Raw genomic sequence first — 23,954 nt, 5'->3', positions numbered from 1 at the left:
ACAGCATCACAGACGGCGCAGCACGCAAAAAGGGGCGCGCCCATTGGCGCGCCCCTCGTAAAATTCCCGATTGGGACCTGTTGGATCAGAAGGTGTACTGAATCCGGGTACCAACGCGGTAATCGTCGTCGGTGCCGTCCTTGAAGGTGTCGACATCATCGTCCTGATGAACGTAGCCAACTTCACCCGCAATCACGAGACCGGAGACCGGATACCAACCCAGAGCGGCGGTCGTTGCAATACGCTCGTAGTCGTCCGCATCATCCACCTTCAGGTAGGAACCGTCGATGGACGCAGCAACTTCCGGCGTAAAGTAGTGAGTGAAGCCTGCACCGATGGAGAACGCGTCATAGCCCTTGGCATCCCATGAATCGAGGGTACCATCGATGTAGTCAGTATCTGCGTTTACGTAGTGCGCAGCTGAATCAGCATAGGTCGCAGCAAAAACAAGCTCGTCGCCGGCAGCGATCATGTCGAGATTGATGCCGATGGTACCTGCGATTGCAAAACCATCTTCTTCATCACCCACAATGGCCGCATTGCTATTGGTGTCGTTCACCTGGTGATAGGCACCAACCAAACGCGCAAAGCCCCAGCCCTGAGACAACTTCAGACCACCAACAACATCGTATTCGTTGTCGCCGCCTTCGCGGTAGGATGAGTCTTCCAAAGACAAGGAGGCAGTGAAGCCATTACCCAGTGACTTGCGGTAGGTTACCTGCAGCGTATCGGTATCGGAGAAGTTACGGTCAACAATACCGATGTCAGTGGAACCGGTGAAGGTATCAAAGTTGGACACGGCGTAACCAACCAGCAGGTCACCATAAGCGGTACCGAACTGGATGTAGGCGTCATCCACCTTCATCTCTTCATCGCCAGCCTGATTGAACTCGCTGTACATTTCCGTCACGGTCTTGATGAGACCGATTTCGGTGTCTGTCATGGTGTTCAGGTACAGATAACCACGAACATACGACGCGTTGTCGTCGTAGTCATGATCACTGTTCAGGTTGTCGGAGATGAACTGACCGCGGATACGACCGCCGATCTTCACGCAGGTGTCCTTGCCCGGAATCTTGAAGAAACCAGCGCCATAGGCGTCACAAACCTGCACGTAGTCTACTGGCTCGGCAACCATCGGCAGATCAGCCGCAGATGCAGAGGTCACAACAGCGGCAGAAGCCGTTGCAAGCATAAGTGCCTTGAAGTTCATTTTGACCTTCCAAACTTTCTAATAGGCAAGACAAAACAAAGGCTCGAAACAGAGCCGTTTGCTTATCTGTTTTCAGTGTTTACCAGTGAGAGATGCAGCGCCGGGGTCCCCACCCCATAACCTACGCGCACAAAGGCACGCTCCTCACTCGGCACCACCATGTTTAGGAGCGTCCTTTCGATTTTGGAAGGAAGACTTAGGCAGTTTTAATACACAAAAAACCAATGTGACCATAAAGACACATCTCACCCGCCAGACCATATCACGAGGGGTGAGCCTCACCCCCCGCCTGAATGGATGACTGAAGTAATTTGACCCAGAATGCTCAACGCAAATCTTGTCGCAGGGTCGCTGAATACCAGTTTTCGGGGAGACTTTCAGTTCAAACGGGCGCGCACCTGAGGATCGGGCGCAGATCAAACCGCTGCACACAGCACGTTCATCTCGGAAAGGCCGACACGCAAGCCTTGCCTGATCTGCTACCGCTGAACTCAACCAGAAGAAGTTGACGTGATATACGCGCGAGCCATTGTATACTCAGTCATGTATCGGAATGTGCAGAACCATTCCTGACAACCCACGCCCGTTCAGCGCGTCAGGCACATACCAGCTAGGTCGCTCGAGACTGATCCGGCGGCGATTCCACATCTTCATCAGTGTCGGGAAGACGCGACCGAAACTGTTCCAGGGCCTTGGCAAGCGTATATAAAGACTGACGGCACAAATCCGCTTTTTCGCCAGCCAAACTCTCCTCGTCGGCGCTCACCGCTTCCCAGCAATCATCAGAAAGCTGTTCAGCGATAAGGCGAACGCCCTCAGCTTCAAGCTGGGCGCACAATGTGTAAACGTCAGTACAGAGGTCTTCCACATCAGCCTTGTTCATGGTTGGCGCTTGCATCAACGTGCGGCACCGGATGAGACAATCTTCAAGGCGCACACTGCCCGCCTCTCCGCTCGTTCCGCTCCCTGTTTGTGGAAGTGTGACCACAGGTGGCACTGGACCAGAATGGGGGCGAACTGGCAGTTGATAGACCTTGGCAAGAGAAGGCGCACCGGGCTGGCCGCTTGCAAGCCCGCCCAATCGGGCCATAAGGTCCTGCAATGCGTGTTCCAGCTTCTCCCGAGAAATCGGTTTGGTGAGAACACGCGTGAAACCGGCCGCATACATCAAGTCGTGATCTTCTTTGGACGTGTGTGCGGTCAAACCGATTACGGGGATGGAGGCCAACAGATCGTGACGATCACGCAAGGCGCGTGTGGCCGAAATACCATCCAGGACCGGCATGGAAACATCCATGAACACAGCGTCCACGGGATCTTCGTCAGGGTCAGTCAGGTAATCAATGGCTTGTCGGCCGTTTTCGGCTTCCGTAACCTTGGCACCAAATGCCTCCAGCATCTTGCGCAACACCATGCGATTGGGCGCGTTGTCTTCCGCCACCAGGAAGTGCATGTCCCCAGCCGCGACGGCTGGTGTCTCGGGCGCCTTTTGAGAACGAGTGGGACTTGCCAGATTTTTCGGCGGTAGGGATACCTCCAACTCCACCCAGAAAACGCTTCCCACGCCTTCGGCGGATTGCAGACCAATGTGCCCGCCCAGCCCCTCGACCAGCTCTTTGCTGATTGCCAGCCCCAATCCCACCCCGGTTGGGTCCGACGCCTGCGCCGACGGTGTGCGGGAGAAATGGGAGAAAATCGTTCTTTGATGCTCAGGTGCAATGCCGACACCTGTGTCAATAACGGACAGACGCAGCGAACACAGACCATCTTGTGTCAACCCAGCGCTTTCCGCCCGGATCGTCACGCCGCCTTGATCGGTAAACTTGAGGGCGTTATTTGTCAGATTGATCAGTATCTGACGAACCCGGCCACTGTCTGTCATCAGGTCCTCAGGTACATCCTCAGCCATGTCAATTGTCAGCGACAACTCTTTTTCCTGAGCACGCGGCAAAAGCAAGTCTCGCACCTGCTCGATCAAGTGGCGCAGGTTGACCACCTCTCGCTTGGCCTCGGATTGGCCCGCTTCGAGCCTGGACAGCTCCAGAATGTCATTCAGGATACCCAGAAGAGCCTCAGCAGATTCAAGCGACGTGTTGACATAAGTGCGCTGCTGGTCATCCAGCTGATCAGTCTCCAACATGCGCAGAAAGCCAATCACAGCACTTAGCGGCGTACGGATCTCATGGCTCATCATGCCAAGGAACGCAGTCTTTGTTCTGGCGGCCGCCTCTGCGTTTTCTTTCGCACGGGTCAGATCCTCAACAGCGCGCTTGCGGCTGCGAATGTCATGCAGGAAGAAATAAAAGCGTGATCCAGTAGACAGCACCGCCGCATTCATGGAGATGTCGACCGGCAGTTTTTCGCCGGCGCGGTCAAGCACAACCCCTTCACGACGATTTCCGGCGGATTCAGGGGAGGTTGAGCGCTTCAATGCGCTCATCACCATAAAGTAGCGCGACCATTCTTCTTTCGGCAACAACAGGCGGTGGGCTTCTTTGCCAAGCACCTCTTCACGCTTGTAGCCAAGCAGAGCCTCCGCTGCGCGGTTGAACTCAATGATGCGGTCATTGGCATCAACCCCAACAATCGCGTCCATTGCAGTGGCAATAATGGATCGCAGTTCCTCTTCCCGTGCTTTGACAGCCTCCTCCTGCTGTTTGAGTTCAGTGATATCGCTTCGAAAACCAACGGTCATACCGTCAGGTGTCCGCCGCTCGGTTACCCGCACCCATGTACCGTCATTGAGCAACTGGATGACCTCGCTTTCACTAAGCTGGTGACGCGCCATGCGGTCGGCCACCCATTCATCCACGCTCATGCCGTCCAGATCATACTGGCCGCGCTCCGCGCCCGTTCGCACGATGTATTCAAAGGTGTTCCCGATTTCGAACAAGTCGCCGCTGGTCTTGTAGAGCTCGCGATAGCGCTCATTGCATATCAGCAGCCGATCATCGGCATCATAGAGCACGAAGGCGTCGGGCAAGTGACTGATGGCTTGCCACAGCTGGTTCTGAGCCCGCCGCGCTTCTTCTTGAGCCGTTACCTGTTCTGTGACATCGCGCAGAAGGCATGCAAAATAACGTCCGTCACGCAAATAGAAGTCACTCAGCCGCAATTCCAAATGGCTGATCTCGCCATTGCTGTGGGTATAATCGAATTGATGGCGCCTTGCGAAAAGGCTTGCCTCCTGCTCTTCCGTGAACCCATCGGAGAACAACGCAGGCAAATGCACGGTTTCAGGGCGAATGCGATCCACGAGAGGCGTGCCGATCAAACCATCCACATCACTGCGAAACAAGCCCAAGGCCGCCCGATTGGCTGTTTGGATCACGCCTTGTCCATCCACCGTCAAAATGGCGTCGCTGACACTGCTGAGCAAGGCTTTGAGCTGCGTCTCCCTGTAGCGCGCCTCTTCGGCACGCGCCTCCAACTGCTGATTTTTAAGATCACATTGCGCGTCAAGTTGCTCAAGCGCACTTTCACTTTGCAAAATCTTGTTCCGATAAAGTGCATAGCCTGCCAGGCCGATCAGCAAGTAGGAAAGCCCAAAGAGGATAAACAGGGCGTTCTGCTCTTTTTCCCACTGAACCTGCCCAGCGATGCGGTCTGTAATGGCAATGGCTATGGGTTCACGAAGTGGCAACACTACCGCAACGGACAAGGAAGTCGCGCTGTCTTCACCGCCCATGTGATAGAAAAATCGCAGGCTGGTGTTGATCCGTTCAGCCAGTTGCCGTTCCAGAACAACCAGGGGCATGACAGCCGGCAGAAACAACCGATCACCATGACTGTGCGGGTGACTGTGACCGAGCAGCCGATCAAATACATCTTCCCTGTGTAGATGAAACCCTTCCAAAGGCTCGTAGACCTCGCCGTCCAAAAGCAAATGACCTTCCCGTTCAAGCACCTCCAAATCCACCGGGTAAGAGTGGATCGTCAAAAGCCCCTCAGTCGTGGAGACTGACAGGCCGTCTTCATCCTCAAGTCGCGTCAAAAAACGGGGCAAGGTGCCTTGATCAGCCACGACATGAAATGCGACCAGCAGCTCTGAGCGCATGGTGTCCAACAGCGCCCGATAGGCCCGTTCCTGCGTGTAGTTTTGAACGAGGGACAAGGTGACCAGCTGCAAAACCAACATCAAGACAATCGTTCCGGCCCCGCCCAACAGCCAAAGCAGGTAACTCCGAGGCTTGCGCTCGGTAGCCATGGGAGCAGAACAACAATTGGGATCCATCGTGAGTGCGCACCTGTACTCGCGCTCTTCTTGATCAGCAACGGAGCGCTTTCCCTTACGTAATCACGGATCCCTTAACAAGGCGGTTAGAAAGATGGTGAGCATATGCCTAACACGGCCCTTAAAAATGAAAGAGCCCGCGATGTCTCCACCGCGGGCCCAATGCCTAGACAGCTTGAAGAAATCTCAGCCTTCGGTATCGCCGATCAGTTTGCGCCTCAGCCAGCCGGACATGTTGTCCATCAGGATCACAAGACCAATTACCAGCACAATAATGTAGGCCGTGTTTTCCCAATCCTGACGGGTCCGCATCGTTTCAAGCAACTTCAGACCGATGCCACCAGCGCCCAGCGCACCAATGACCGTCGCCGATCGAGTGTTCGACTCCAGGAAATACAGCATCTGCGATACGAAAAGCGGCAGGATCTGAGGAAACACACCAAAACGGTACTTCTGGATTGGTGAGGCACCGGTGGCCTGTACCCCTTCCGCCTGACGCCGGTCTGCGTTCTCAATAGCCTCTGAAAACAGCTTGCCGAACGTACCACTGTCGGTGAAGATAATGGCAAACGTACCGGACAGAGGTCCCAAACCAAACGCCCGGATGAAGATCAGCGACCAGATCAGGGTATCAACACCGCGCAGGAAGTCGAAAATTCGGCGCAGCCCAAATCTTACGCCCCTCAACGGATTTACATTTGCGGCGGCTGCAAAGGCCAGCGGCAGAGCAATGATGCCGGCAACCAAGGTGCCAACCACAGCCATGATCAGCGTCTGAAGCAAGGCATAGAAAATGTCACCATGCTGCCATTCCGGGTTGTTCCAGAACTCCGAGGCAATGAAGCTAAGGTTGGACATCTCCGGCTCGATGCGATCGCTGGACATGGCTAGCGATGTCAATTGGCCAATACTCATCCCACTCAAGGGCGAGTTGAAACCAAACCAGAAGTTCTCCCAGCCATTTTCGTAGCGGTGAACCTCAATCTTGCTGCGCGTGATCCAAATGCGGCTGTAAAGGCTTGGGCGCGCATCAATTTGCTTGCCACTATCCCCCAACCACTCCGGCGTAACACTGCCCAGATAGACCGGATAGTCTCCGCCGCCCACACGGAACCGGAACGGCTCGTCATAGTCAGGATGGGTGTAGGTGACAATGGATTGGCCATCAAAGGCGACGATACCATCGCCGGCCAGATCAATCCGGCTTTCCGCGCCGTTGCTCTGGAACCAAGCAGGCGGCGTGTCGTAGCGTGCCCGACGCGTTCCTTCCAGCGACAGTTCAAACCCCTCATCAGCCTTGCGGAATGAAAGCTTGGCGTGATCCTTGTGGGCATAGGAATCCAGCGCATACAGCTGTGCCATATCCATCCGCGCCTTGTTCAACACGCCCGGCACATCGAAGGCAAAGAAGCAAATCACCAGATATCCGAGAATTGCAATGACAACACCAGGCGCGATGAGGCGTTGAGCCAAGGGGCGTTCAATGACGCCCGCGTACTGGTCTTCCAACCGGGCCTGTTCAAAACCGCTAACAGTTACCATGAAGTTCAGCCCCTAGAGTGTACCGGTCGCGCCCACAAGCTTGTGGCGCACCCAGCTGGAGAAATAGTCAATGGCGGTAATGGCACACACCAACATCAGAATGATCACGAAGATGTCGGCGCCGTAATTCCAGTCCACCACCATCTTGAGTTCCGCACCCAGACCACCCGCACCTACAAAGCCCAGAATGGCCGAGGCGCGCACATTGATCTCAAGTCGCAACAACGCATAGGAAAAGAAGTTCGGCAAAACCTGCGGCAAGATACCGAAACGCATCTGCTCCACCCAGTTCGCACCGACGGACCGCAAGCCCTCAACGGCTTTCATGTCTGCGTTTTCGTTGCTCTCGGAAAAGAGTTTGCCCAGCGCGCCAATGGTATGGAACGTCACGGCCATGATTGCCGCCAATGGTGATGGCCCGAAAATAAGTACCAACAGCAAGGCAATGACCAGCTCCGGAAACGCACGGGTAACGTCCAGAAAACGGCGCACGACCATGACGACCAGAGAATTGGTCATCAGATTGCGGCTGGCAAAAAAGCTCAGGATCGAACTGAAGAAGAAGCCGATCAGGGTCGAGACGATGGCGATATTGATGGTTTCCACCAGATAGGGGAAGTATTTGGCTGCCAGTGAAAACAACCCCCACCCCCGCTCATAGGCTCCTGCAAAGATATCATAGGGATAGTCCCAGAAACTGCTTAGCCCTCCCCAGAAGCTGCCCGAGTTCGCTTCCTCTGCCACATAAAAGCCGCCGAATATGGAAATGGTACAAACCAGCAGCAACAAGAAGGTGTAGGTCGTGCGCTGGCGGGCTACGCGTTCGTAGTCCTTTTCAATTTCGGCAAGGTGGGGCGATGCGTTGAACGCATTGACTAGAGCCACCGGAAACCTCCTGAAAACACAAAGTTGGCCTCGCAAGGCCAGATACAAAAGGAGCGCCGCGAGAAACGCGGCGCTACCTCAAGAATGATTAGTTGGCTTTTGCAGCTTCGATCTTGCGACGACGCGCTTCAACGATGGTTTCGTAGAAGGAGTGGTCAACTTCGACGTAGTCAGCGTATTCACCAGCCTGTGCGGAGTAGAAGCACTCTGGATCGTCCTGAACCATATCCTTCAAGGAAGCGATGATCTTTTCCTTCACGTCCTGTGGCAGGGAGCTGCGCAGAACCAGTGGACCGTTCGGGATCAGCGGAGAGCGCCATACTTCGTTGAGCTGGGTCATGTCGATCATGCCCTTGTCAACCATCTTGCGCAGGTTGCCGGAAGTGTAGCCTTCTTCCCACTCACCAACGCCGGAAGACCAGGTAACACCGCCATCAACGTCGCCGTTCACAACAGCCAGAACGTTCTGCTCGTGACCACCAGAGAAAGTAGCGGAGGCGAAGTACTCATCCGCATTGATGCCCATCTTGTCGAAAGCAACGGAAGGAACAAGGTAGCCGGAAGTGGAGTTCGGGTCAGCGTAACCCAGACGCTTGCCCTTCATGTCTTCCAGAGTTTCGATGCCGGAGTCGGAACGGGATACCATGATGGAGTGGTAACCAGTTGCGCCATCAACCTGCTTGGTGGTCAGAACCGGCTCAACAGCTTCCGGATCGGCCAGGTAAATAGCTGCGTAACCGGATGCGCCCAGCTCGGCGTAGTCCAGGTTACCGCCCTTGAGACCTTCAATGGTGCCAGCGTAGTCAGCTGCCGGGAACAGCTTCACTGGAACGCCCAGCAGCTCTTCAAAACGGTCAACCAGGCACTGGTTGTTGCGCAGACGGTCTGCTTCGTTCTCACCGCCCAGCAGGCCGATGCGGAATTCAGTGATGGTGGAGTCCTGCGCAAGGGCACCGGACGAACCGAGGGCAGCCACGCTGACAGCGGCAACTGCAGCGAGTTTAGCAGCGAAGTTCATTGGTAAGCTCTCCAAGTTAACTCAACGACAAGTCAATTATCTGCCTCTTGCCAAGGCGTGCGTTCCCGCATTCAGTGACCTGCGGGTCGGCCATCACGCTACCGCTGACGTTGCTCCAACGTTCAGGGCAGTAGAAGTGGTTGCTTCGGAAAAACTGTCATCAGCACCGTAAATCTCCCGCGCCACGTCCGTGGTCAGGCTGTCCGGCCGACCGTCGAAGACGATTTCGCCATGCAGCATGCCGATTACACGGTCACAGTATTTGCGGGCGGTATCGAGGGTGTGCAGATTGCAGATGACAGTAAGTTTGTCTTCGGTGTTGATCGCTTTCAGCGCATCCATCACCACCTGCGCATTCATAGGGTCAAGAGACGCAATGGGCTCGTCTGCCAGCAACATCTCAGGGCTTTGCATGAGCGCCCGGGCAATCGCCACGCGCTGCTGCTGCCCACCAGACAAGTGCTCGGCCCGCTTCAACGCGGTTTCCGCGATGCCCAAACGCTCCAATTTCAAAAGCGCCTGCATGCGCTCTTCCTTGGTGAACAGCTTCAAGCAACTTGTCACTGTGCCATGATCGTTCAATCGCCCGAGCATGACATTTGTCAGCACATCAAGGCGCGGCACCAGATTGAACTGCTGGAAGATCATGGCGCAATCGCGCTGCCAACGTCGCTTTTCCTTGCCTTTGAGGGCCAAAATATCGCGTCCGTTGACAAGAATGCGTCCGGAGGTCGCCGGCGTCAGACGATTGATCATGCGCAAGAGCGTCGATTTACCAGCGCCCGAGCGGCCAATGATGCCGATCATCTGGGGCTTGTCGACTGTGAAGGACGCACCCTTGACAGCAACGTGGTTTCCGAACTCTTTTCTAACGGCCTCAAATTGGATCACAACAAAATCCTAACTCGTGATTAACTTGAGCCACGAAAAGCCATAGATTCATTACAAATTCATGACGTCTTTTCTCTATTTAACCGTGTAAGATTTGTGTCATCCAAGTAAAAACGCCTTCGCAACGACTTAACGTGAAATAATTCATTTTGATGACATTGAATAATTCGCGCTTTCCTTTGTGTTTCAAGCACTTTTGCGAGTCAGGAGGAAAGGCGTTTTTTGCAAAATCGATAGAAGCGCAGCCATTCACCCGCAGCTACCAAGCTGCAAGTTTGTCTGAGATGGCGAGCGCCCGCACGCTGTGCGTGTGCCGGAAAACAAGCGTTCATGAGCGATACAAACGCCGTGGAACTGGGCCACTCCTCGGGACCGTCACTCCGCATTTTGCATCTGGAAATGTCTTGAATTGATACAAAAAGATTAACGGAACGGGAGAGACAAGCCCTTCAAACCGGCCCTATGAATTTCTTGCAGTTTGTGAAGTAACCGGCTCGCCGAGCGCATCACGGAAGGCCGCAGCAAGATCAGCCACTGCAACCGGTTTTATCAAGCATCTGAAATTGCAGGTGTTCCGCTGCCATGGTTCTGCACTGACAAGCACTGCCGACAAGCGCGGCACCTGAGCGATTGCCGCTTCCGCCAGTTTACCGCCCGTCCAGGGCGCAGGCAACTCCACCTCGCTGTAGAGCATCGATATTTCGGGATGGGAGCCCAGCAACACCATGGCCGCGTCCCCACTAGTAGCCGTTAAAACCTTGTAACCCAGTTCTTCCAGCAGAGCACAATTCACCTCAAGCAGCGCCGGGTCCCGATCAACAACCAGAACAGTTTCCCCGTTACCAAGAGGCACCTGCGCGTCCGTGCGGGCGGGCATGTCCGGGCGCTCAACACGGTCAAACCAGATCCGCACCTCGGTGCCCTGCCCATCTTCGCTGGTAATATCAATGGTGCCGCCTGCCTGCGCCACAAAGGCATAAACCATGCTCAACCCAAAACCGACACCATGTTCGGCTGGTCGCAAACTCGCTTGCGGATCCGCCAAGGCTCGCAAAATATGTGTCGGCATGCCCTTGCCGCTGTCTTGAACCTCCAGAAGCACTTTGTCGTGAGCCGCAGCAGAAACAGAGATACGCAGCATGCCCTCCCCAGTAATTGCCTCTCGGGCGTTGATGGCAAGGTTCAGTATGGCCGTCTCCAACAGCCCCCGGTCCACATGAATGCCGAGAGGTTGCTCATCGCAATCGACGCTCAACTGGATGTCTGGCCCCACCATGTAAGAGAGCAAATGCCACAAGTCCTCAATAACCGTGGCCGGATCCACAAAGCCCGGCTCTGACTTGTGTTTGCGAGAAAACGCCTGAAGCCGCGCCACATGGTGTGCAGCTCGCACGCCAGCGGCAATACCGCTGAGCGCCCGACTCTTCAACTCGGGATTAACGGCGCCGGCGCTTCGTTCAAGCAATCTCAAATTGCCCAGTACAACGGCAAGCAGGGTGTTCAATTCGCTCGCGACACCAGTTGTCAGCTGGCTGATGGTTTCAATTTTCCGTGCATGCCAGACCCGGTTCTGCGTGGCAACGCGTTCAGTCATGTCCATGTGCAGGGTAACGAAACCACCACCGGGCACAGGATTACTCCGCAGTTCGATGACATGGCCCGAGGGTAGATGCAGTTCATAGCGCTTGTTCAACCGGCCTCGGTCATGACGCAAGCTACTGAACCCCACCTCTTGACCATTAGCAGCAAACACCCGCACACCATTGCGCGCCAATGCCATGTGAATGCGCTTTATCGGCGTTCCTTGCTCGATAAAAGCAGCTGACAAGCCGTAGATGTCAAGAAAACGCGGATTGAAGGCCAAAAGGTTCCCATCGGAATCAAAAACGGTAAATCCGTCATTCATGTTGTCCAGTGTCGCAACCATCAGCCGCGACTGCTCCGCCAACTCCTTATCCATGACTTCAAGCTGAGAGATGGCATCCTTGAACACCATGAAGGATCGCGCCAGCTCCCCCACCTCGTCTGTGCGGTCCAGTCCGGGCGGCACTACTTTGCCGTCACCGTCCGCCAAGCGGCGCATAGCGGAACTCACGCCCACGATCTGCTGACCAAGCGGGCGGATATACATTAGATAGGCCGACAAGATGAGAAGCGAGACAACAAGAACGGAGCCGATGAGATATTGCAGCGTTTGCTGAGCGAATGAGGTCGTAATTCGCTCTGTTGCCCCTGCAATGGCCTCGCGGTCACGCGCAATGAACTGATCAACGGCACGCTTCAGATCGTCTGCGGTGGCGCGCGTGGACTCCAGAAACGCCTGCAACAAGGAAAGACTGCGCAACACATCAAACTTGATGTCAAAAAAGCCGTTGGCCGCCAACTGTCCTCGAAAGAACGGCAGGTCCACCACGACCGCCTGCTGCAGACCTGAAGGCAACTGCGAGACAGCAACCTCCAGTTGGCTCATGATCCGCCGGTACTGATTAAGCCGATCCCGAACGTTCTGCGGCGAAGTTGCCCGCTCTGTCAGCAGGATCTGAACAATCGCCGCTTTCAAATGGCGCTCGGTATCAATCAAGGCCCCTTGGTTTTGAACTGCAAATCGGGTGACCTGTTCCGGAGCAGGCTGGTTGACCCGGCTCAAGATGGAGGATACCGCCAGCAGTGGCGGGCCGAGCGCTTGCTGGATTTGTTCTTCACGCCTCAACAACGCTTCTCGACGATCCACCAACAGCTCTTCCAAGGCTGTCTGGCGCTCAAGTCCAGAGCGTAGCGCTGTCAGTTCCTCCGCCAACTGGGTCGAATAGGCCACAATCGCCTCCTCGCCGCTGCGATCTGTCGGCAAAACATCGCGCAACGCTATCAGCTCACTTCGCATGGCAGCCAGATCTACCCCAATCAAAGACTGGATTGTGTCTCTGTCGTTTCTGTTGCGTGCAACGACCAGGCTTTCCCCTCGCCGCTGCAACCGCTCCCCAATCCGTGCCAAACGCAGGGCGCTGGCCGCTTTGGGCAACTCTGTTTCCGTGACCTGTTTTACATCCCCTCGCAACGCAAACATGGTCCAGACGGCTATGGCGATGGCGAGCAGAACAGCCCCACCAGCAACAGCGAGAATGAGCAGCAATTTGGCCTGTACACCCAATGACCTCACGGCTCGCTCTCCATATATCCAATTGCATCTTGGTAGTGCCGGCGCTGGCTGTCACGCCCCAAACGATCCGTGATCTGCTCCCATTGAGCCGCTGCAGTATCCAACGCTTGATCCACACTGATCATGCCGTTGAGCGCACGCTCCACCTGATGGGTCAGGGCCTCCATGTAGGCCTGATATCCGGGCAATCGCAGCTCGGCAACAAGGGCTGGATCATTCAAGGCCTGCCTGTTGATGTCTAGATAGGTTTGAGCCCCCTCCTCCCCGAGAACAGCCTGCCACCCTTCAATGTTCGTCAGTTCCGCAGCGCGGTACGGATTGATGCCGCTAACGCCAACCTTGGTATCAAGAGCGCTGTTTTCCGGCGATCCGAACTCGGCAACGAACGACCAGGCCAGGTTCCGATCCTTGGTCGAGACCGGAACAACGGCGACCCATCCACCAAAGGCCAGGTACGGTACAGAGCGCGCACGAGGCAAGGCATTCCACTGATCGGTTACCGGGTTCCAGACCTCGCGACTTCCCGGAAGAGCAAAAAAACCGACCTTGTCCGCCCCGATTGCCGACGGCCAGTCCGCAGCCAAAATCCCAATATCCTGCCAGCCGATGGCCAGCGCCGCATGTCCTTCCGCGAACCGATAGCGCACATCATTGCCGCCCATGAAGCGCGCTTCATTGGGGCCATGGCTCAACGCTTCCATGTATTCGCCCAGAGCCCGCTTCCAGGCCGGAGAATTGATGCTCGGCTCCATGGTTACAGGATCAAAGAAAAATGCACCGGGATAATTGGGATGGCTGCCATATGCAACGGCGCGGCTGATGAACGACCACAGCCCCTGATCCTCTTGCTTGAAGGCTTCTAGGCTGCCAAGCAAAGGCCGCCCCGACGGATCAAGGCGGCCATTGAAGAAACGCGTCAGCTCATTGAACTCCCGCCACGTCTGGGGCGGCTGAAGCGTTCGCCCGAACTCGGCCTCAAAGTCAGCACGCGTTTGCGGATCGTCAAACAGGTCACGACGAAAAACGCCCATTTGCAGATCGCCGTCAATCGTTACGCCAAGCCAGCGCTGGTTCCACCCCATCATCGTTCGGCGGTACACAGGGTGGATGCCACCGGCATGAGGCCCGTGGATCAACCAGGCGGGCACATCAGAAAGAAAGGCGGCGAAATCCGGGACCCAGGTCGCCGGGATCACAAGTACATCAGCGGGATGACGGCCTGAAAGGAAATCCACCATGACCACGTCATAGAGATGCTCAAGGTGAACCACGTCAACAACCACGGTTGTTTCATGATCACGGGAAAAAGCATTGGCATGGACCACTGCGGGACCCGCGATGGCTGGCCCATTTCGGGTCAATACGGAAAGCGATGTTTGCTCTCTGGCCTTCGCAGCGCCTGCAATAAAGATACAGGCAACGCCAAACACCACCACCCATACCCAAGGGGGTCTTGCCTTGTTTCCTATGTCGAAGGCTTTTCTCACCGGCGCCCCTGTCTGATCCATCACTCTGAGCATCGCATCTGGCAAGCAAACCGGCGGGTTTTTGCCAATGATGAGCGTTCTAGCCTTCAACTATGTCAATTGGAGAAAAAACTTCAACTACATTTAACTTGGAGTAAATTGAAAGCACGCTACAAAACGCAAATAAAAAGCAATTTTCAAGGGCTGCAGACCTCGACATCCATAAGCCCACCCTAGATAGGGCGTTAGTCGTTTTCAGCTTTAGAGCGGGATATGATGGCAACTCTGGCACCAGAGCTGCGCTCTGAAATCATTGAAATGGCGTGGCGTGATGACACGCCGTTCGAGGCCATCCAGTTGGCCCATGGTCTCGCCGAGGCCGAAGTGATCAAACTCATGCGCCAATCCTTGAAACCTGCGAGCTTTCGCAAATGGCGGGCGCGGGTAACAGGAAGAAACAGCAAGCACGCACGACGCTCGGGCATTCATGAGCGCGCGAAAACAGGACTCCGAAGCCACACAAGTTGGGCAACGCTTTGAAACCATTTGTTTTGTGGGAGAGTGCAGAGAAGAAGTGGCGGACACGGAGGGATTCGAACCCTCGAGACCCTTCCGGGCCTACTCCCTTAGCAGGGGAGCGCCTTCGACCACTCGGCCACGTGTCCTTGACCGCGTAGATACCCACCTAAGCGCTGGACTTCAAGGCTTTTTTGTCCACCAGTGCACTTTTCCCCACGAAGCTATCTCGCAGTTTCATGTTAGAACATGTAAGGAACAAACGGGAATTTTCGGCATTTCTCAAACAAAACCCAAACAAATATGTTCTTGGTTTGGACTAGTTCTCGGTACCTTTTAGGAAGTTTCTTGCCCTCACCGCAGTCGGGTGTTCAGGTCTCGGTGCTGCGTTGGTGACGGCAATATGCTTCAGATCACCAGCGGCCCAGTTCATTAAAATCACCTTCCTGAAAAAGCCTTGCAGGTCAGCGTTTCCCAATGCTATCTGCAACAATACCAGCTGCCTTGTTTGCAGTGCCCCAACCACAGCGGCAGCCGTCTCCTTATCTGTCTCGCAGTTGCTTTGGGAGCGGAGGCCTGTGCTCGCGGATAACCCCCGAGCACTTTATAGGCCCCTTATGGCCTGAGACATTGTGGTGCAGAAACCTTGCAGCGATACCGTGTACATCCTGCGATCATGCTAACATGAGGAACGCTAAAAGGCAGTTCATCTCGTGAGGACTATTGACAAAAGTCAAAGAGTTAGTGCTTCCCAATTTGCAATTTAAAGTTTATGAAATACAAAAATAATTTAACTCAATCGATGACGACATGGCAACATTTGAATACCTAAGACTTTCTCTCAGCATCCCAGCTATCGGCGATTTGGTGTCTACGCTTGATCGCAAAGAGCCAGATATTTCTAGACAGGATTATCTAAAGGAGGCGTTTTCAAAACGGCAAGATTTCTTTCATATGGGTACGAAGTACTCATACGTACCCATTTATAAAGATCCCGAAGACAGCAATCTTCTATCAGGACTTGTAGGTAAGCCTGTTGTAGAGACAGTTAATGCTGGCCCTGAAAGCCAGTTTGCACTCACAAAATCAGAGCATTACAAAGCCTCATTTTTATGTATTGATACAGCGTCAGATAAACAAATCGTTGCATTCGAAAAGAGATCGGATGTTGGATCTCCAAAATCTATTCTTTCATCAATGTTGGAACATGTAGTTAGAGATAGAAAAAAAATATCTTGGCATACCGACATCGCTTTTATCTCTGATAGAAATGATTTTTGGGCAGCAGTTCAAGAGTACAAGGGCCAAATAACTGAACTTAAGTTTGAGTTTTACCCACCGAACGGCTTACGTGGAATGGACGCCCTGCGCAAGCTTAATAAGGAAGTAGTAAAGGAAAATAACGGACAAAGTACGGAGTACACTGTAAAGAATAAAGATGGCGCGCTTATTCCCGAGGGTGATTTCGTCAAAGAGGCAATAGACTATATCGCAGAAGGCCCGGGGTCAGCGAGCCTAAAGGCCGGAAGGAAAAAAATTTATAACTCAAGCAATTCAAAAAAAAGCAAACAAGTACCAGAATCGCTAATGCCACGGCAATGCGAACCCACTAAGATCTTAGGATTATTTTTACTTTTGTTTGGGGGGAGAAGTGATTAAGTGGATCACTTTAATCGGTGTAGGTGTCATTCTAACGTGCATGTTAGTTAGTAGAGAACATTGGCTGTCTGAGAACACGTTCTTAAATGAATTTGTTAGTCATGAACTCATCGCATTGATGGCTGTTGTACTTACTGTAACGCTAGCTAGCGTAGCGAACCTACATCTCGCGTTAAACAGAATGGTGAGAGAAAGGTTCAACGGAAATCACAACATTCAGAACGCAGCCGACAAGGTGAAGAAAGAGATCAGGGACAACGCTTGGTACATTTTTTGGGGCTTTTCTATCACCATAGTCTTATTATTTGTTAAGGGTTTGAATGAAGATTGTTCAACTACGATTGCAATTGTAAATGCATCGGCTTTGTGGATCTTAGCCCTCTACATTTTGTGTATGTACGACGTTTATCAAGTTGTGTTCGGCGTAGTGGAACTTGATAAGATAGGTACCAATGACAATGCTGAAGATTTCAGTAGCGATTCTGCTCAACCCTAATTTGGGTGACGCGTTACGAACTCCTAAGCAAACGACATCACAGTGAAAACAACCAAATGCCGCGCAAGAAAAGGCCGAAGCTGTTGACGCGGACCTGCGGCGCGGCGCATGACCAAGGCGGCAGATCTCATTGAAGAGAGTATCGGTGAGACGCTGACCTATTACGGCTTTCCGGACAGCCACTGGCGCAAGATCAGGACCAACAATCCTCTGGAGCGGATCATGAAGGAAATCCGGCGAAGAACTCGAGTTGTCGGAGCATTCCCGGACGGTCAATCATGCCTGAACCTGGCCGCAGCCAGGCTTAGGCACATCGCGGCCGGCAAATGGTCTTCCCGCAAGTACATGAACATGAAACCGCTCTACCAGGAGCAACACCAAACCCACGGAGCCGTCGCCTGAAAACGAAAGTGCGAAAAATCTTTGACACTACCCTCGCATCTCGGTCCTGCGCGGCCGACCACCGGATTTGGCGGGAGGGATCAGCAGCGCTAAAATCGTCCATTCAGGGTCCATCAAATCAGTTGGATAACGCAGATGGTCCCGGTTATGCAGTCGGCGAGTGATATCATCACAGGGCATTCGATCCTCCATGTTCTAGACAAAGACGGTTGAATCACAACCCGTTGATATCACTCAACTACTTTTAAATCAGGCTCTAAGAGCTTAAGGGACGTCCTGACAATAGATACCTAAATATGTTCAAGCGACAAAGTAATTAGACAAATCAGACTGCCCAACCTCTCATCGCATTGACTTTCTCTAAATACTTCGAAGATGGCCGATCTTTGAGATTTTGGGGTAAGTTGATCTGAGGAAGCAATTTTTCAGAAAACCCTGCAAGCCCTACATCAAGACCCGAGTTCGCCAACTCACGTTCTTTTGAAAGGTTACGGTGGATGCGGTAATCAACGTCAAACGTTACCAATGCTGAATCAAATGCACGGTGATGAAGAGCGCACAAGGCAATTCCGTTACTCGTCTCATCAGTGCTTTCAGGATGCGCTGCTGGAAGTAAATGCGCCGCGTCGATAAGCCGAAGTTGCACGCCGCACATAGCACACGTTTGTGAATAGGCTGTTAAAACGCGATCTTTGAAGTTTGCATCGCGGAGAGCTTTTTTCGTTGAGACTACTGCCCATCGTCGTAATTCAGGAACGTGATCTTGAATATCCTTTTCATTTACTTTGTTCGGATCTTTGCAAATTTCATCCAGGATTCTCAACGCTTCCTCTGAAGATCCGCAGGCATGTAAATCTTCCATATTTTCGAGATACGCGGCCATATAGGACGGCTTTATAGCAAACGCAACTTCTTCCTCCCCCTTGAAGTGCGAGGCTAGACCGTTGATGCGCGCCTTTTCTAAAGCTGGTTGCCGAATTTGAATCGAAGGTGAACCACCAAGGATGCCAAGATGCTTCCTAATGTCATAAGCTGCAAAAACCTCCAACTCCTCACACCAGCCAAGAATCACCGTTTTTCCACCAATGTCTGGAACGAATTGTTGACCGCCACGAACTACAGGTAATCCAGTTACTTGAATGCGCCATTCATCCGGAAGCTGTATACGTCCGCCGAAAGTAAGATTCCAGATATATACACGCAAACGAAATGAGTTTACGTAGTTAACAAGCTGATATACGGCCGGATGCTCCATCTCAGATGATAATCGCAAGAAGCTTATTCCGCTTTTATGCAACGCACTTTCAAAAATCCTCAGAAGTGTAGATTTTTTTAACCGGGGCATTTCACTATTCTGCTGTTTTTATGATAGTCACGTCGTCCCTGCAAACATTTGATTTACTTATGTTAGCCGGACGCTGCCTGCCACCATCCTCAGGAAGGGGCGCGCTATCTCGCTCATCAACGCCATTCCACAGCAAACCAGGGTGCGGGATGCGGTAATAGCCACTCTCATCGTTCTTTTGAGCTTTTCCCTTTGGCAACTCAACCTTCTGAACAAATCGTCCTTTTGCACCTTCAAGATACGATTCTATTAGTTCGGCGCAAACCCACTTCCGTCCAAGACGTTCTGCAACTTCTCCAGTTACACAACTGCCCGCGAACGGGTCGAGTACCACGTCGTCAGGATCGGTGACCATGCGAATAAAATATTCAGGCAACGCCGCAGGGAACCGTGCTGGATGAGCCTTGATAGAATTATCTTTACAATAGCGCAGATAGCCACTGTTACTTTCCGTATTCGGTATAGCGATCAGGTTTGGCGGGATAGATGCACCATTATCGATAGCGAACTTATCGCTAATATCATGACCAGAAGGACGCATCTTTGCCTTATAGCCATTGCTCAATAGCGTCTTCATACTGTCGCTGTAAGGTTGCAGAACTCGCCTGTTGCTTGCGCGAGGCCAAGGAGACTTGGACAGCCACCAGACAGTATTCACTCCATCCTTGACGCGAATACGTCGAACATTAACCCATTCAGCTGGTGTAGGCAGCTTAGAAGGATTCCACCAATAGAATTCTTGTGCTAGGTGAAAATTGTACTCCTCACATAGCATAATCAACAGCTTAAAATGATATAGGCTTCGAACCGGCAATCCAGGTTTCCATGCGCCACCCAAATCGATAACTAAGCTACCGTCTTTTTTTAAGATGCGTTGAAACTCCACCGCGAAATTTCGAAACCAATCAAGATAAGTGTCTTCTTGCTCATTGCCGTAGTCCTTTTTTCGAGTCAGCGCGAATGGCGGACTCGTCATGATGAGATCTACCGTTTCAGTCTCCTGGCGCTTCATCACATCTAGGCTATCGGCGTGATAAATGCGCCCTAGATTTGTTTCATGATAAGTTGCCAGAGGCTTTGTTTTTGTCATTTTCGCCTCCATTAGAGTTCAAGCTTTTTTAAGTTCATAGCGTGCCTTGCCTCGCGCTCGAAAGACCTAATTATTGTTGTAGGACGATCTCCAATCTCCAAAAGATCCGCACCATTCAGCATTACAATAGCAAGATTTGAATCAGCCATGATCTTGTTCGCGTATCGGCGTGCTTCGACACCAATTTCACCAGTTGTAGCGATAACTATAACGTTACTTTTCAAAAAGTGTGTGATACCGACTTCCTTGGCAACATCATCAAGAGAGACTCTTGCAGTGTTTTTGCACTGTACTTGCCAACGTGAAAACACCAAGCGAGCACTCTCAAAAACCAAATCAACTTCTGCTCCGCCAGTCTGATTTGCTCGAAGTCGTGTGGCTACGTACGTCATGTCGAGTAGGCGCATTATTTTGAAGGCTAGAGCTTCGAGTGCTAAGCCGGCCTTGTAACGGTTGTCATCCTCGAGTTCATCTAGAATTCCTGATAGTGGTGTTCTCAAAAGTTTCAAAAGCTTTGGGTCGGTTTGGCCCTTTAGCTGTTCTAGAAGCGGCTCAACCACATCGGCAATTAATTTTTTTGTTGGCGCAACATGGAAAGGTTTTGCTCCGCGACCGGACGTTGTCTTCTCCACGAAAATGTAACCCGAATCTACCAAGGCATTGAGCACGAGCTTCGGCAGGCTCTTCTCTGGAAACTTTACGCCGTAAGTCGCCGCAGCGAGTTTCGCAATCTCATTCGCCGGTTGCGGCTCGATCTTTCCAGTGTTGGCCAAAGCGCGCAGAAAAGCACGTTGCTCAGAGGTAAACTCAGCCAACACTTCGAATTCGTCCGGGTTAAGGCCAAGTATTGCTTCAGTCCGGAAAGGATCGACTTGCCAGCGGCTTCCAACAAATACCCCAGCTTTTGAAAGCCAAAGCCGCATCATGCTCGGATGTTTTCCACCAGAAGGGTAGTGAACACCCCGAGCCGCCAGACCTTCCCTAAGCGTGGTCAGGTTTACGATTTCTCCTGCCGCCACCATATCCTGAATGCAACGAACAAGCGTCATCCCGTGAAGGTGCAAAAGGATATGTTTTGCAAACCGCTCGTAAAGCCGAACCTCGTCGTCCTTGAGCATGAATAGTTCTTGACCAAAATCGGTCAAGTTAGCCTCTCTATCGATAAGCCCGTAAGCTATCATGCCCAGCTTGGTGTTATTTGCGAGTTTTTTGCGATTGTATTCGCTGGTATTATGGTCTTCGAAATATGCAATGCGAACGGCTTCCTCAAAAGACTTCCAATCGCCACCATGGGTTTGTGCCATCTCCAGTACAGCACGTAATTCAATTTGAGATGGAGAGAACTCACTGCCAAAGGGAAGGTCACTTTTTTTCATCGACCCAACACTTTCGTTGAAGAAACAATCTGTTCATCCAATGGTTCGTTATGTTCAAGAAAATCAGCAACTGCACGCCTTACAAGCCAAGCCAGAGATACTTCCTCATTATCTGCAATTCTTCGCAACTCCTGATAATGTCGATCGTCGATACTTATACTAATCCGCACAATTCTTTTGCTTGTTTTGGGACGCGCCATGGTAGTACTCCTGCGGTGTAATATTCACCACTAAACACCAAGCGTAAGATTAAACAAAAAGTTTTTTAATGATTTGAATTCTTTACCCACAACAGAGAATTTCCGTTTCGCTGACATACACCAAAGTGTGGCCTTGGTATGTTGTTAACAATCTAGCGGGAAAAAAATTTCACCGAATACGAGCCGCGCCACAACAATTCCCGATGAGTAGCTCAAAAACGCGCTTCCCGCTTTCTTTCGCAATGGTGTAGGTGATCTGAAGTTGTTCCACACTAAAGGCTGAGAACACTTCTCGTATGGGCCCAACATCATTGAGTGACAGCAGGAAGCGTCCTTTGATCCTTGCAAGTCGCAAAGCCATCTCCTCATAATCCGTTCGTTTGAAGACACCCTTCCCATAGTCGTTCTCACCGCCATAGTAAGGCGGATCCAGGTAGAACAATGTCGATTCCTTGTCATAGCGCTCTATACAATCGCGCCAATCTATGCACTCAATTGTAACGCCAGCTAAGCGCGTTGATGCACGCCTCAGGTTGCGCTCGGCCTGCGCCAAGTTAAACCTAGATGGACGCTCTATGCTCACCCCAAAGCTTTGGCCAGACGATTTACCCCCTAAGGCCAGTTTCTGCAAATAGTAAAAGCGCACAGCACGCTGAATGTCGGTGAGATGGTCAAGTCCCGCCCCTTTCAGCGCTTCAAACTCAGCGCGACTGGAAGGAAAGAACTCCAACGAGCGCAAAAACTCCTCCCGGTGACTTCTCAGAACCCGATAAAGCAAAATCAGATCGCGATTGATGTCGTTAATCACCTCGCCTTTGGCCTGCACAGTGCGCCGCCAAAACACACCACCCATGCCGCAGAAGACATCAACATATGTGTCATGCTGGATCTGATTGATCCGCCCTACTATGCGTTTTGCCAGCTGTCGTTTTCCACCCAGATACGGCGCAAGCGGCTCAACTTCGATTGCAGCAGTCTCCCCAAATAGGTTCATTGAGGTTCCTCACAAGCTATGCCATAGAGTCCCCGCCTCACAGCCTTCGGTTGTGCGGAAGTGGCAGGGATGGACTTGAAAGGTGACTGTAAGTTCACACGGGCACGTTTGCCGACATGGACCGTGGATTGACGTGCCACAACACGTCGAGCTCCCTGCCTCTCTCAGACAGGAAACCTTGAGATCAGTAAATGGTAGAAAACTAGTTCAATTTCATCAGGGAACAGACCTGGCCCGATACGCTCATCAACAGAAACGCGAAGATCAAAGCAGAATACATGTTTACAAGAAAAACAGCAGCGCGGCTTAATGGATCTTTGGAATTAATATGCGCATCAATCCGTAGTAAGCGGCATGGTTCTCTGCACCACATTGAGCTCCCATGACAAATAATTATTCTCCCCGCACCCGGAACAAATCAAAAGATAAGCTCTATTTGTAGGGAGTTTATCAATTATATTTTGAGGAATACTATTTGAATAATTGCAACAACTACAAACGACTTCAAAAACTCTGCGTACGAAGCTCATGTCAGCCTGTTCGTATTTGTAGCTTTCATTGCAGTTGGGACGAATGCAATTGACAGTCTGGCCGTCATTCAAAAGTTCAAGCCGCCGCTTGTTCTTTGCACCACAACTACATTCAAAAGAAACTTCTTGTCCACCGATGCCAACGAACGCCAATGTGCCCTCGGAAACTTCCCTTATTTCTGCAAGGGCCTCACGGACCTTGCACGCTATTTTTTCTACGTCACCGTATTGGTTGACGGTTACGTCTTTCGAAGTCGGGATTCCGATATGCAGAGCGAGCTTGGCAAGAGCGTTCCAGAGCTTGCCTAGCTTGCTGGGCTCAAAGCCTACTTGGGTGCCCAAGGGAAGGAACTGCATCGCTTCGTAATCTTCACGATTTAACGGTAGTGAATCTTCCGGTACAGGCTCTCGACCAATATAAACCTTAACTGTCTCCGCAGCATTGCGGTCAACTTCATTAATGAGCGTGTTCACTATGTGACTAGGCTGCCATTTCCTGAGGTCATCGTGAGAAATGTAATCATGTGCCAATCGGAGGCGCTCATAACAAATTCTCTCAATAGCTAAACGGCACTCAAGAGCAGCATAGGTAACACTAGCCGCAGTATTCTCTTCGAGAAGTTTTTCAATCTGAGCTACTCCCCATCCGTTGGACAGGTTTAGGCGTAAATTAAGCTACACTGTGCATCTGCTGATCGGGTTGGTGTTGTTCGATGCGCTGCCAATAGACCACGGCAGGCGGTTTGCCGCCAAGGGCGGAGTGGGGGCGTTTCCGGTTATAGAAGTCCAGCCACTTTCGGATACCGGCCCTGGCCTGTGAGCCGGTTTCCCAGGCGTGCAGATAAACGCACTCGTATTTGAGCGTGCGCCACAGCCGTTCGACGAAGATGTTGTCGAGGAACCGTCCCTTGCCATCCATAGATATACGCACGCCCATCCG

The 23,954-nt window shown here is 52.2% G+C and carries 17 protein-coding genes, 1 tRNA gene and 2 pseudogenes; 3 read left to right on the top strand and 17 right to left on the bottom strand.

Features of this window, described 5'->3' with window-relative positions; genetic code table 11:
* Positions 1 to 85 precede the first annotated feature (85 nt).
* The 8 genes from G512_RS0105030 to G512_RS0104995 all read right to left on the bottom strand — a co-directional run bounded on the left by G512_RS0105030 (position 86) and on the right by G512_RS0104995 (position 14,448).
* Positions 86 to 1,213 (bottom strand): porin, encoded by a 1,128-nt coding sequence (locus G512_RS0105030; RefSeq protein ID WP_028480771.1) that lies wholly within the window; start codon positions 1,211 to 1,213, stop codon positions 86 to 88.
* A gap of 610 nt (positions 1,214 to 1,823) precedes the next feature.
* A complete protein-coding gene (locus G512_RS0105025) occupies positions 1,824 to 5,447 on the bottom strand; it encodes a PAS domain S-box protein (RefSeq protein ID WP_028480770.1) in 3,624 nt (1,207 codons plus the stop codon).
* A gap of 186 nt (positions 5,448 to 5,633) precedes the next feature.
* A complete protein-coding gene (phnE, locus tag G512_RS0105020; protein ID WP_028480769.1) occupies positions 5,634 to 6,989 on the bottom strand; it encodes a phosphonate ABC transporter, permease protein PhnE in 1,356 nt (451 codons plus the stop codon).
* Positions 6,990 to 7,001: 12 nt separating this feature from the next.
* Positions 7,002 to 7,874 (bottom strand): phosphonate ABC transporter, permease protein PhnE, encoded by an 873-nt coding sequence (gene phnE, locus G512_RS0105015; protein WP_028480768.1) that lies wholly within the window; start codon positions 7,872 to 7,874, stop codon positions 7,002 to 7,004.
* An 88-nt stretch (positions 7,875 to 7,962) separates the two neighbouring features.
* Complete coding sequence (gene phnD / locus G512_RS0105010; RefSeq protein ID WP_028480767.1) at positions 7,963 to 8,892, bottom strand: phosphonate ABC transporter substrate-binding protein; 930 nt, start codon at positions 8,890 to 8,892, stop codon at positions 7,963 to 7,965.
* A gap of 93 nt (positions 8,893 to 8,985) precedes the next feature.
* On the bottom strand, positions 8,986 to 9,783 hold the full coding sequence (phnC, locus tag G512_RS0105005) for a phosphonate ABC transporter ATP-binding protein (RefSeq protein ID WP_028480766.1): 798 nt from the start codon (positions 9,781 to 9,783) through the stop codon (positions 8,986 to 8,988).
* A 460-nt stretch (positions 9,784 to 10,243) separates the two neighbouring features.
* Positions 10,244 to 12,940 (bottom strand): PAS-domain containing protein, encoded by a 2,697-nt coding sequence (locus G512_RS0105000; RefSeq protein WP_028480765.1) that lies wholly within the window; start codon positions 12,938 to 12,940, stop codon positions 10,244 to 10,246.
* Positions 12,937 to 14,448 carry an ABC transporter substrate-binding protein gene (locus tag G512_RS0104995; protein ID WP_051268949.1) on the bottom strand — a complete coding sequence of 504 codons (1,512 nt, stop codon included), beginning with the start codon at positions 14,446 to 14,448 and terminating at the stop codon, positions 12,937 to 12,939. The genes G512_RS0105000 and G512_RS0104995 overlap by 4 nt, the downstream gene beginning before the upstream one ends.
* Before the next feature lie 231 nt (positions 14,449 to 14,679).
* On the opposite strand from G512_RS0104995, the gene G512_RS20050 reads away from it, so the two are divergent.
* Positions 14,680 to 14,946 carry a TIGR03643 family protein gene (locus G512_RS20050; RefSeq protein ID WP_143181419.1) on the top strand — a complete coding sequence of 89 codons (267 nt, stop codon included), beginning with the start codon at positions 14,680 to 14,682 and terminating at the stop codon, positions 14,944 to 14,946.
* Between the two features lie 35 nt (positions 14,947 to 14,981).
* Here G512_RS20050 and G512_RS0104985 read toward each other — a convergent pair.
* Positions 14,982 to 15,071, bottom strand: a tRNA-Ser gene (locus tag G512_RS0104985).
* 661 nt (positions 15,072 to 15,732) lie between these two features.
* Between G512_RS0104985 and G512_RS0104975 the strand changes: the two genes are divergently transcribed.
* Both G512_RS0104975 and G512_RS23030 read left to right on the top strand, forming a co-directional pair.
* Positions 15,733 to 16,581 carry a hypothetical protein gene (locus tag G512_RS0104975; RefSeq protein ID WP_028480762.1) on the top strand — a complete coding sequence of 283 codons (849 nt, stop codon included), beginning with the start codon at positions 15,733 to 15,735 and terminating at the stop codon, positions 16,579 to 16,581.
* A 625-nt stretch (positions 16,582 to 17,206) separates the two neighbouring features.
* Positions 17,207 to 17,345 (top strand): annotated as a pseudogene (locus G512_RS23030) (transposase); the annotation flags it as partial.
* Between the two features lie 167 nt (positions 17,346 to 17,512).
* On the opposite strand, the pseudogene G512_RS22345 reads toward G512_RS23030, so the two are convergent.
* From G512_RS22345 to G512_RS0104935, 8 genes and pseudogenes are all read right to left on the bottom strand, one after another.
* Positions 17,513 to 17,659: pseudogene (locus G512_RS22345) on the bottom strand (transposase); the annotation flags it as partial.
* 145 nt (positions 17,660 to 17,804) lie between these two features.
* Positions 17,805 to 18,824, bottom strand: a complete 1,020-nt coding sequence (locus tag G512_RS0104960; protein WP_028480760.1) for an HNH endonuclease — start codon at positions 18,822 to 18,824, stop codon at positions 17,805 to 17,807.
* Between the two features lie 4 nt (positions 18,825 to 18,828).
* The gene (locus G512_RS20040; protein ID WP_073833294.1) at positions 18,829 to 19,914 is read right to left on the bottom strand and encodes a DNA-methyltransferase; all 1,086 of its coding nucleotides are present in this window, start codon (positions 19,912 to 19,914) and stop codon (positions 18,829 to 18,831) included.
* An 11-nt stretch (positions 19,915 to 19,925) separates the two neighbouring features.
* A complete protein-coding gene (locus G512_RS22015) occupies positions 19,926 to 21,290 on the bottom strand; it encodes a restriction endonuclease (protein ID WP_028480759.1) in 1,365 nt (454 codons plus the stop codon).
* The gene (locus tag G512_RS20030) at positions 21,287 to 21,490 is read right to left on the bottom strand and encodes a ribbon-helix-helix protein, CopG family (RefSeq protein ID WP_036488644.1); all 204 of its coding nucleotides are present in this window, start codon (positions 21,488 to 21,490) and stop codon (positions 21,287 to 21,289) included. The genes G512_RS22015 and G512_RS20030 overlap by 4 nt, the downstream gene beginning before the upstream one ends.
* Before the next feature lie 169 nt (positions 21,491 to 21,659).
* Complete coding sequence (locus tag G512_RS0104945) at positions 21,660 to 22,484, bottom strand: DNA adenine methylase (protein ID WP_028480758.1); 825 nt, start codon at positions 22,482 to 22,484, stop codon at positions 21,660 to 21,662.
* Positions 22,485 to 22,819: 335 nt separating this feature from the next.
* A complete protein-coding gene (locus G512_RS0104940; RefSeq protein ID WP_073833290.1) occupies positions 22,820 to 23,488 on the bottom strand; it encodes a hypothetical protein in 669 nt (222 codons plus the stop codon).
* Between the two features lie 196 nt (positions 23,489 to 23,684).
* Positions 23,685 to 23,954 (bottom strand): integrase core domain-containing protein (locus G512_RS0104935; protein ID WP_028480756.1); only part of this gene is annotated, 270 nt, incomplete at its 5' end.

This window comes from Pseudovibrio exalbescens DSM 16456 (assembly GCF_000422785.1).
In the GTDB taxonomy this organism is placed as follows: domain Bacteria; phylum Pseudomonadota; class Alphaproteobacteria; order Rhizobiales; family Stappiaceae; genus Pseudovibrio; species Pseudovibrio exalbescens.
Note: the sequence above shows the minus strand (reverse complement) of the source record. Positions and strands in the feature narration are given on the sequence as shown.

Bases quoted from the DNA above. Each gene is read 5' to 3' on its own strand.
- G512_RS0105030 (WP_028480771.1), bottom strand. From the start codon at position 1,213: ATGAACTTCAAGGCACTTATGCTTGCAACGGCTTCTGCCGCTGTTGTG.
- G512_RS0105025 (WP_028480770.1), bottom strand. From the start codon at position 5,447: ATGGATCCCAATTGTTGTTCTGCTCCCATGGCTACCGAGCGCAAGCCT.
- phnE (WP_028480769.1), bottom strand. From the start codon at position 6,989: ATGGTAACTGTTAGCGGTTTTGAACAGGCCCGGTTGGAAGACCAGTAC.
- phnD (WP_028480767.1), bottom strand. From the start codon at position 8,892: ATGAACTTCGCTGCTAAACTCGCTGCAGTTGCCGCTGTCAGCGTGGCT.
- G512_RS0104995 (WP_051268949.1), bottom strand. From the start codon at position 14,448: ATGGATCAGACAGGGGCGCCGGTGAGAAAAGCCTTCGACATAGGAAAC.
- G512_RS20050 (WP_143181419.1), top strand. From the start codon at position 14,680: ATGATGGCAACTCTGGCACCAGAGCTGCGCTCTGAAATCATTGAAATG.
- G512_RS0104975 (WP_028480762.1), top strand. From the start codon at position 15,733: ATGGCAACATTTGAATACCTAAGACTTTCTCTCAGCATCCCAGCTATC.
- G512_RS0104960 (WP_028480760.1), bottom strand. From the start codon at position 18,824: ATGCCCCGGTTAAAAAAATCTACACTTCTGAGGATTTTTGAAAGTGCG.
- G512_RS20040 (WP_073833294.1), bottom strand. From the start codon at position 19,914: ATGACAAAAACAAAGCCTCTGGCAACTTATCATGAAACAAATCTAGGG.
- G512_RS22015 (WP_028480759.1), bottom strand. From the start codon at position 21,290: ATGAAAAAAAGTGACCTTCCCTTTGGCAGTGAGTTCTCTCCATCTCAA.
- G512_RS20030 (WP_036488644.1), bottom strand. From the start codon at position 21,490: ATGGCGCGTCCCAAAACAAGCAAAAGAATTGTGCGGATTAGTATAAGT.
- G512_RS0104945 (WP_028480758.1), bottom strand. From the start codon at position 22,484: ATGAACCTATTTGGGGAGACTGCTGCAATCGAAGTTGAGCCGCTTGCG.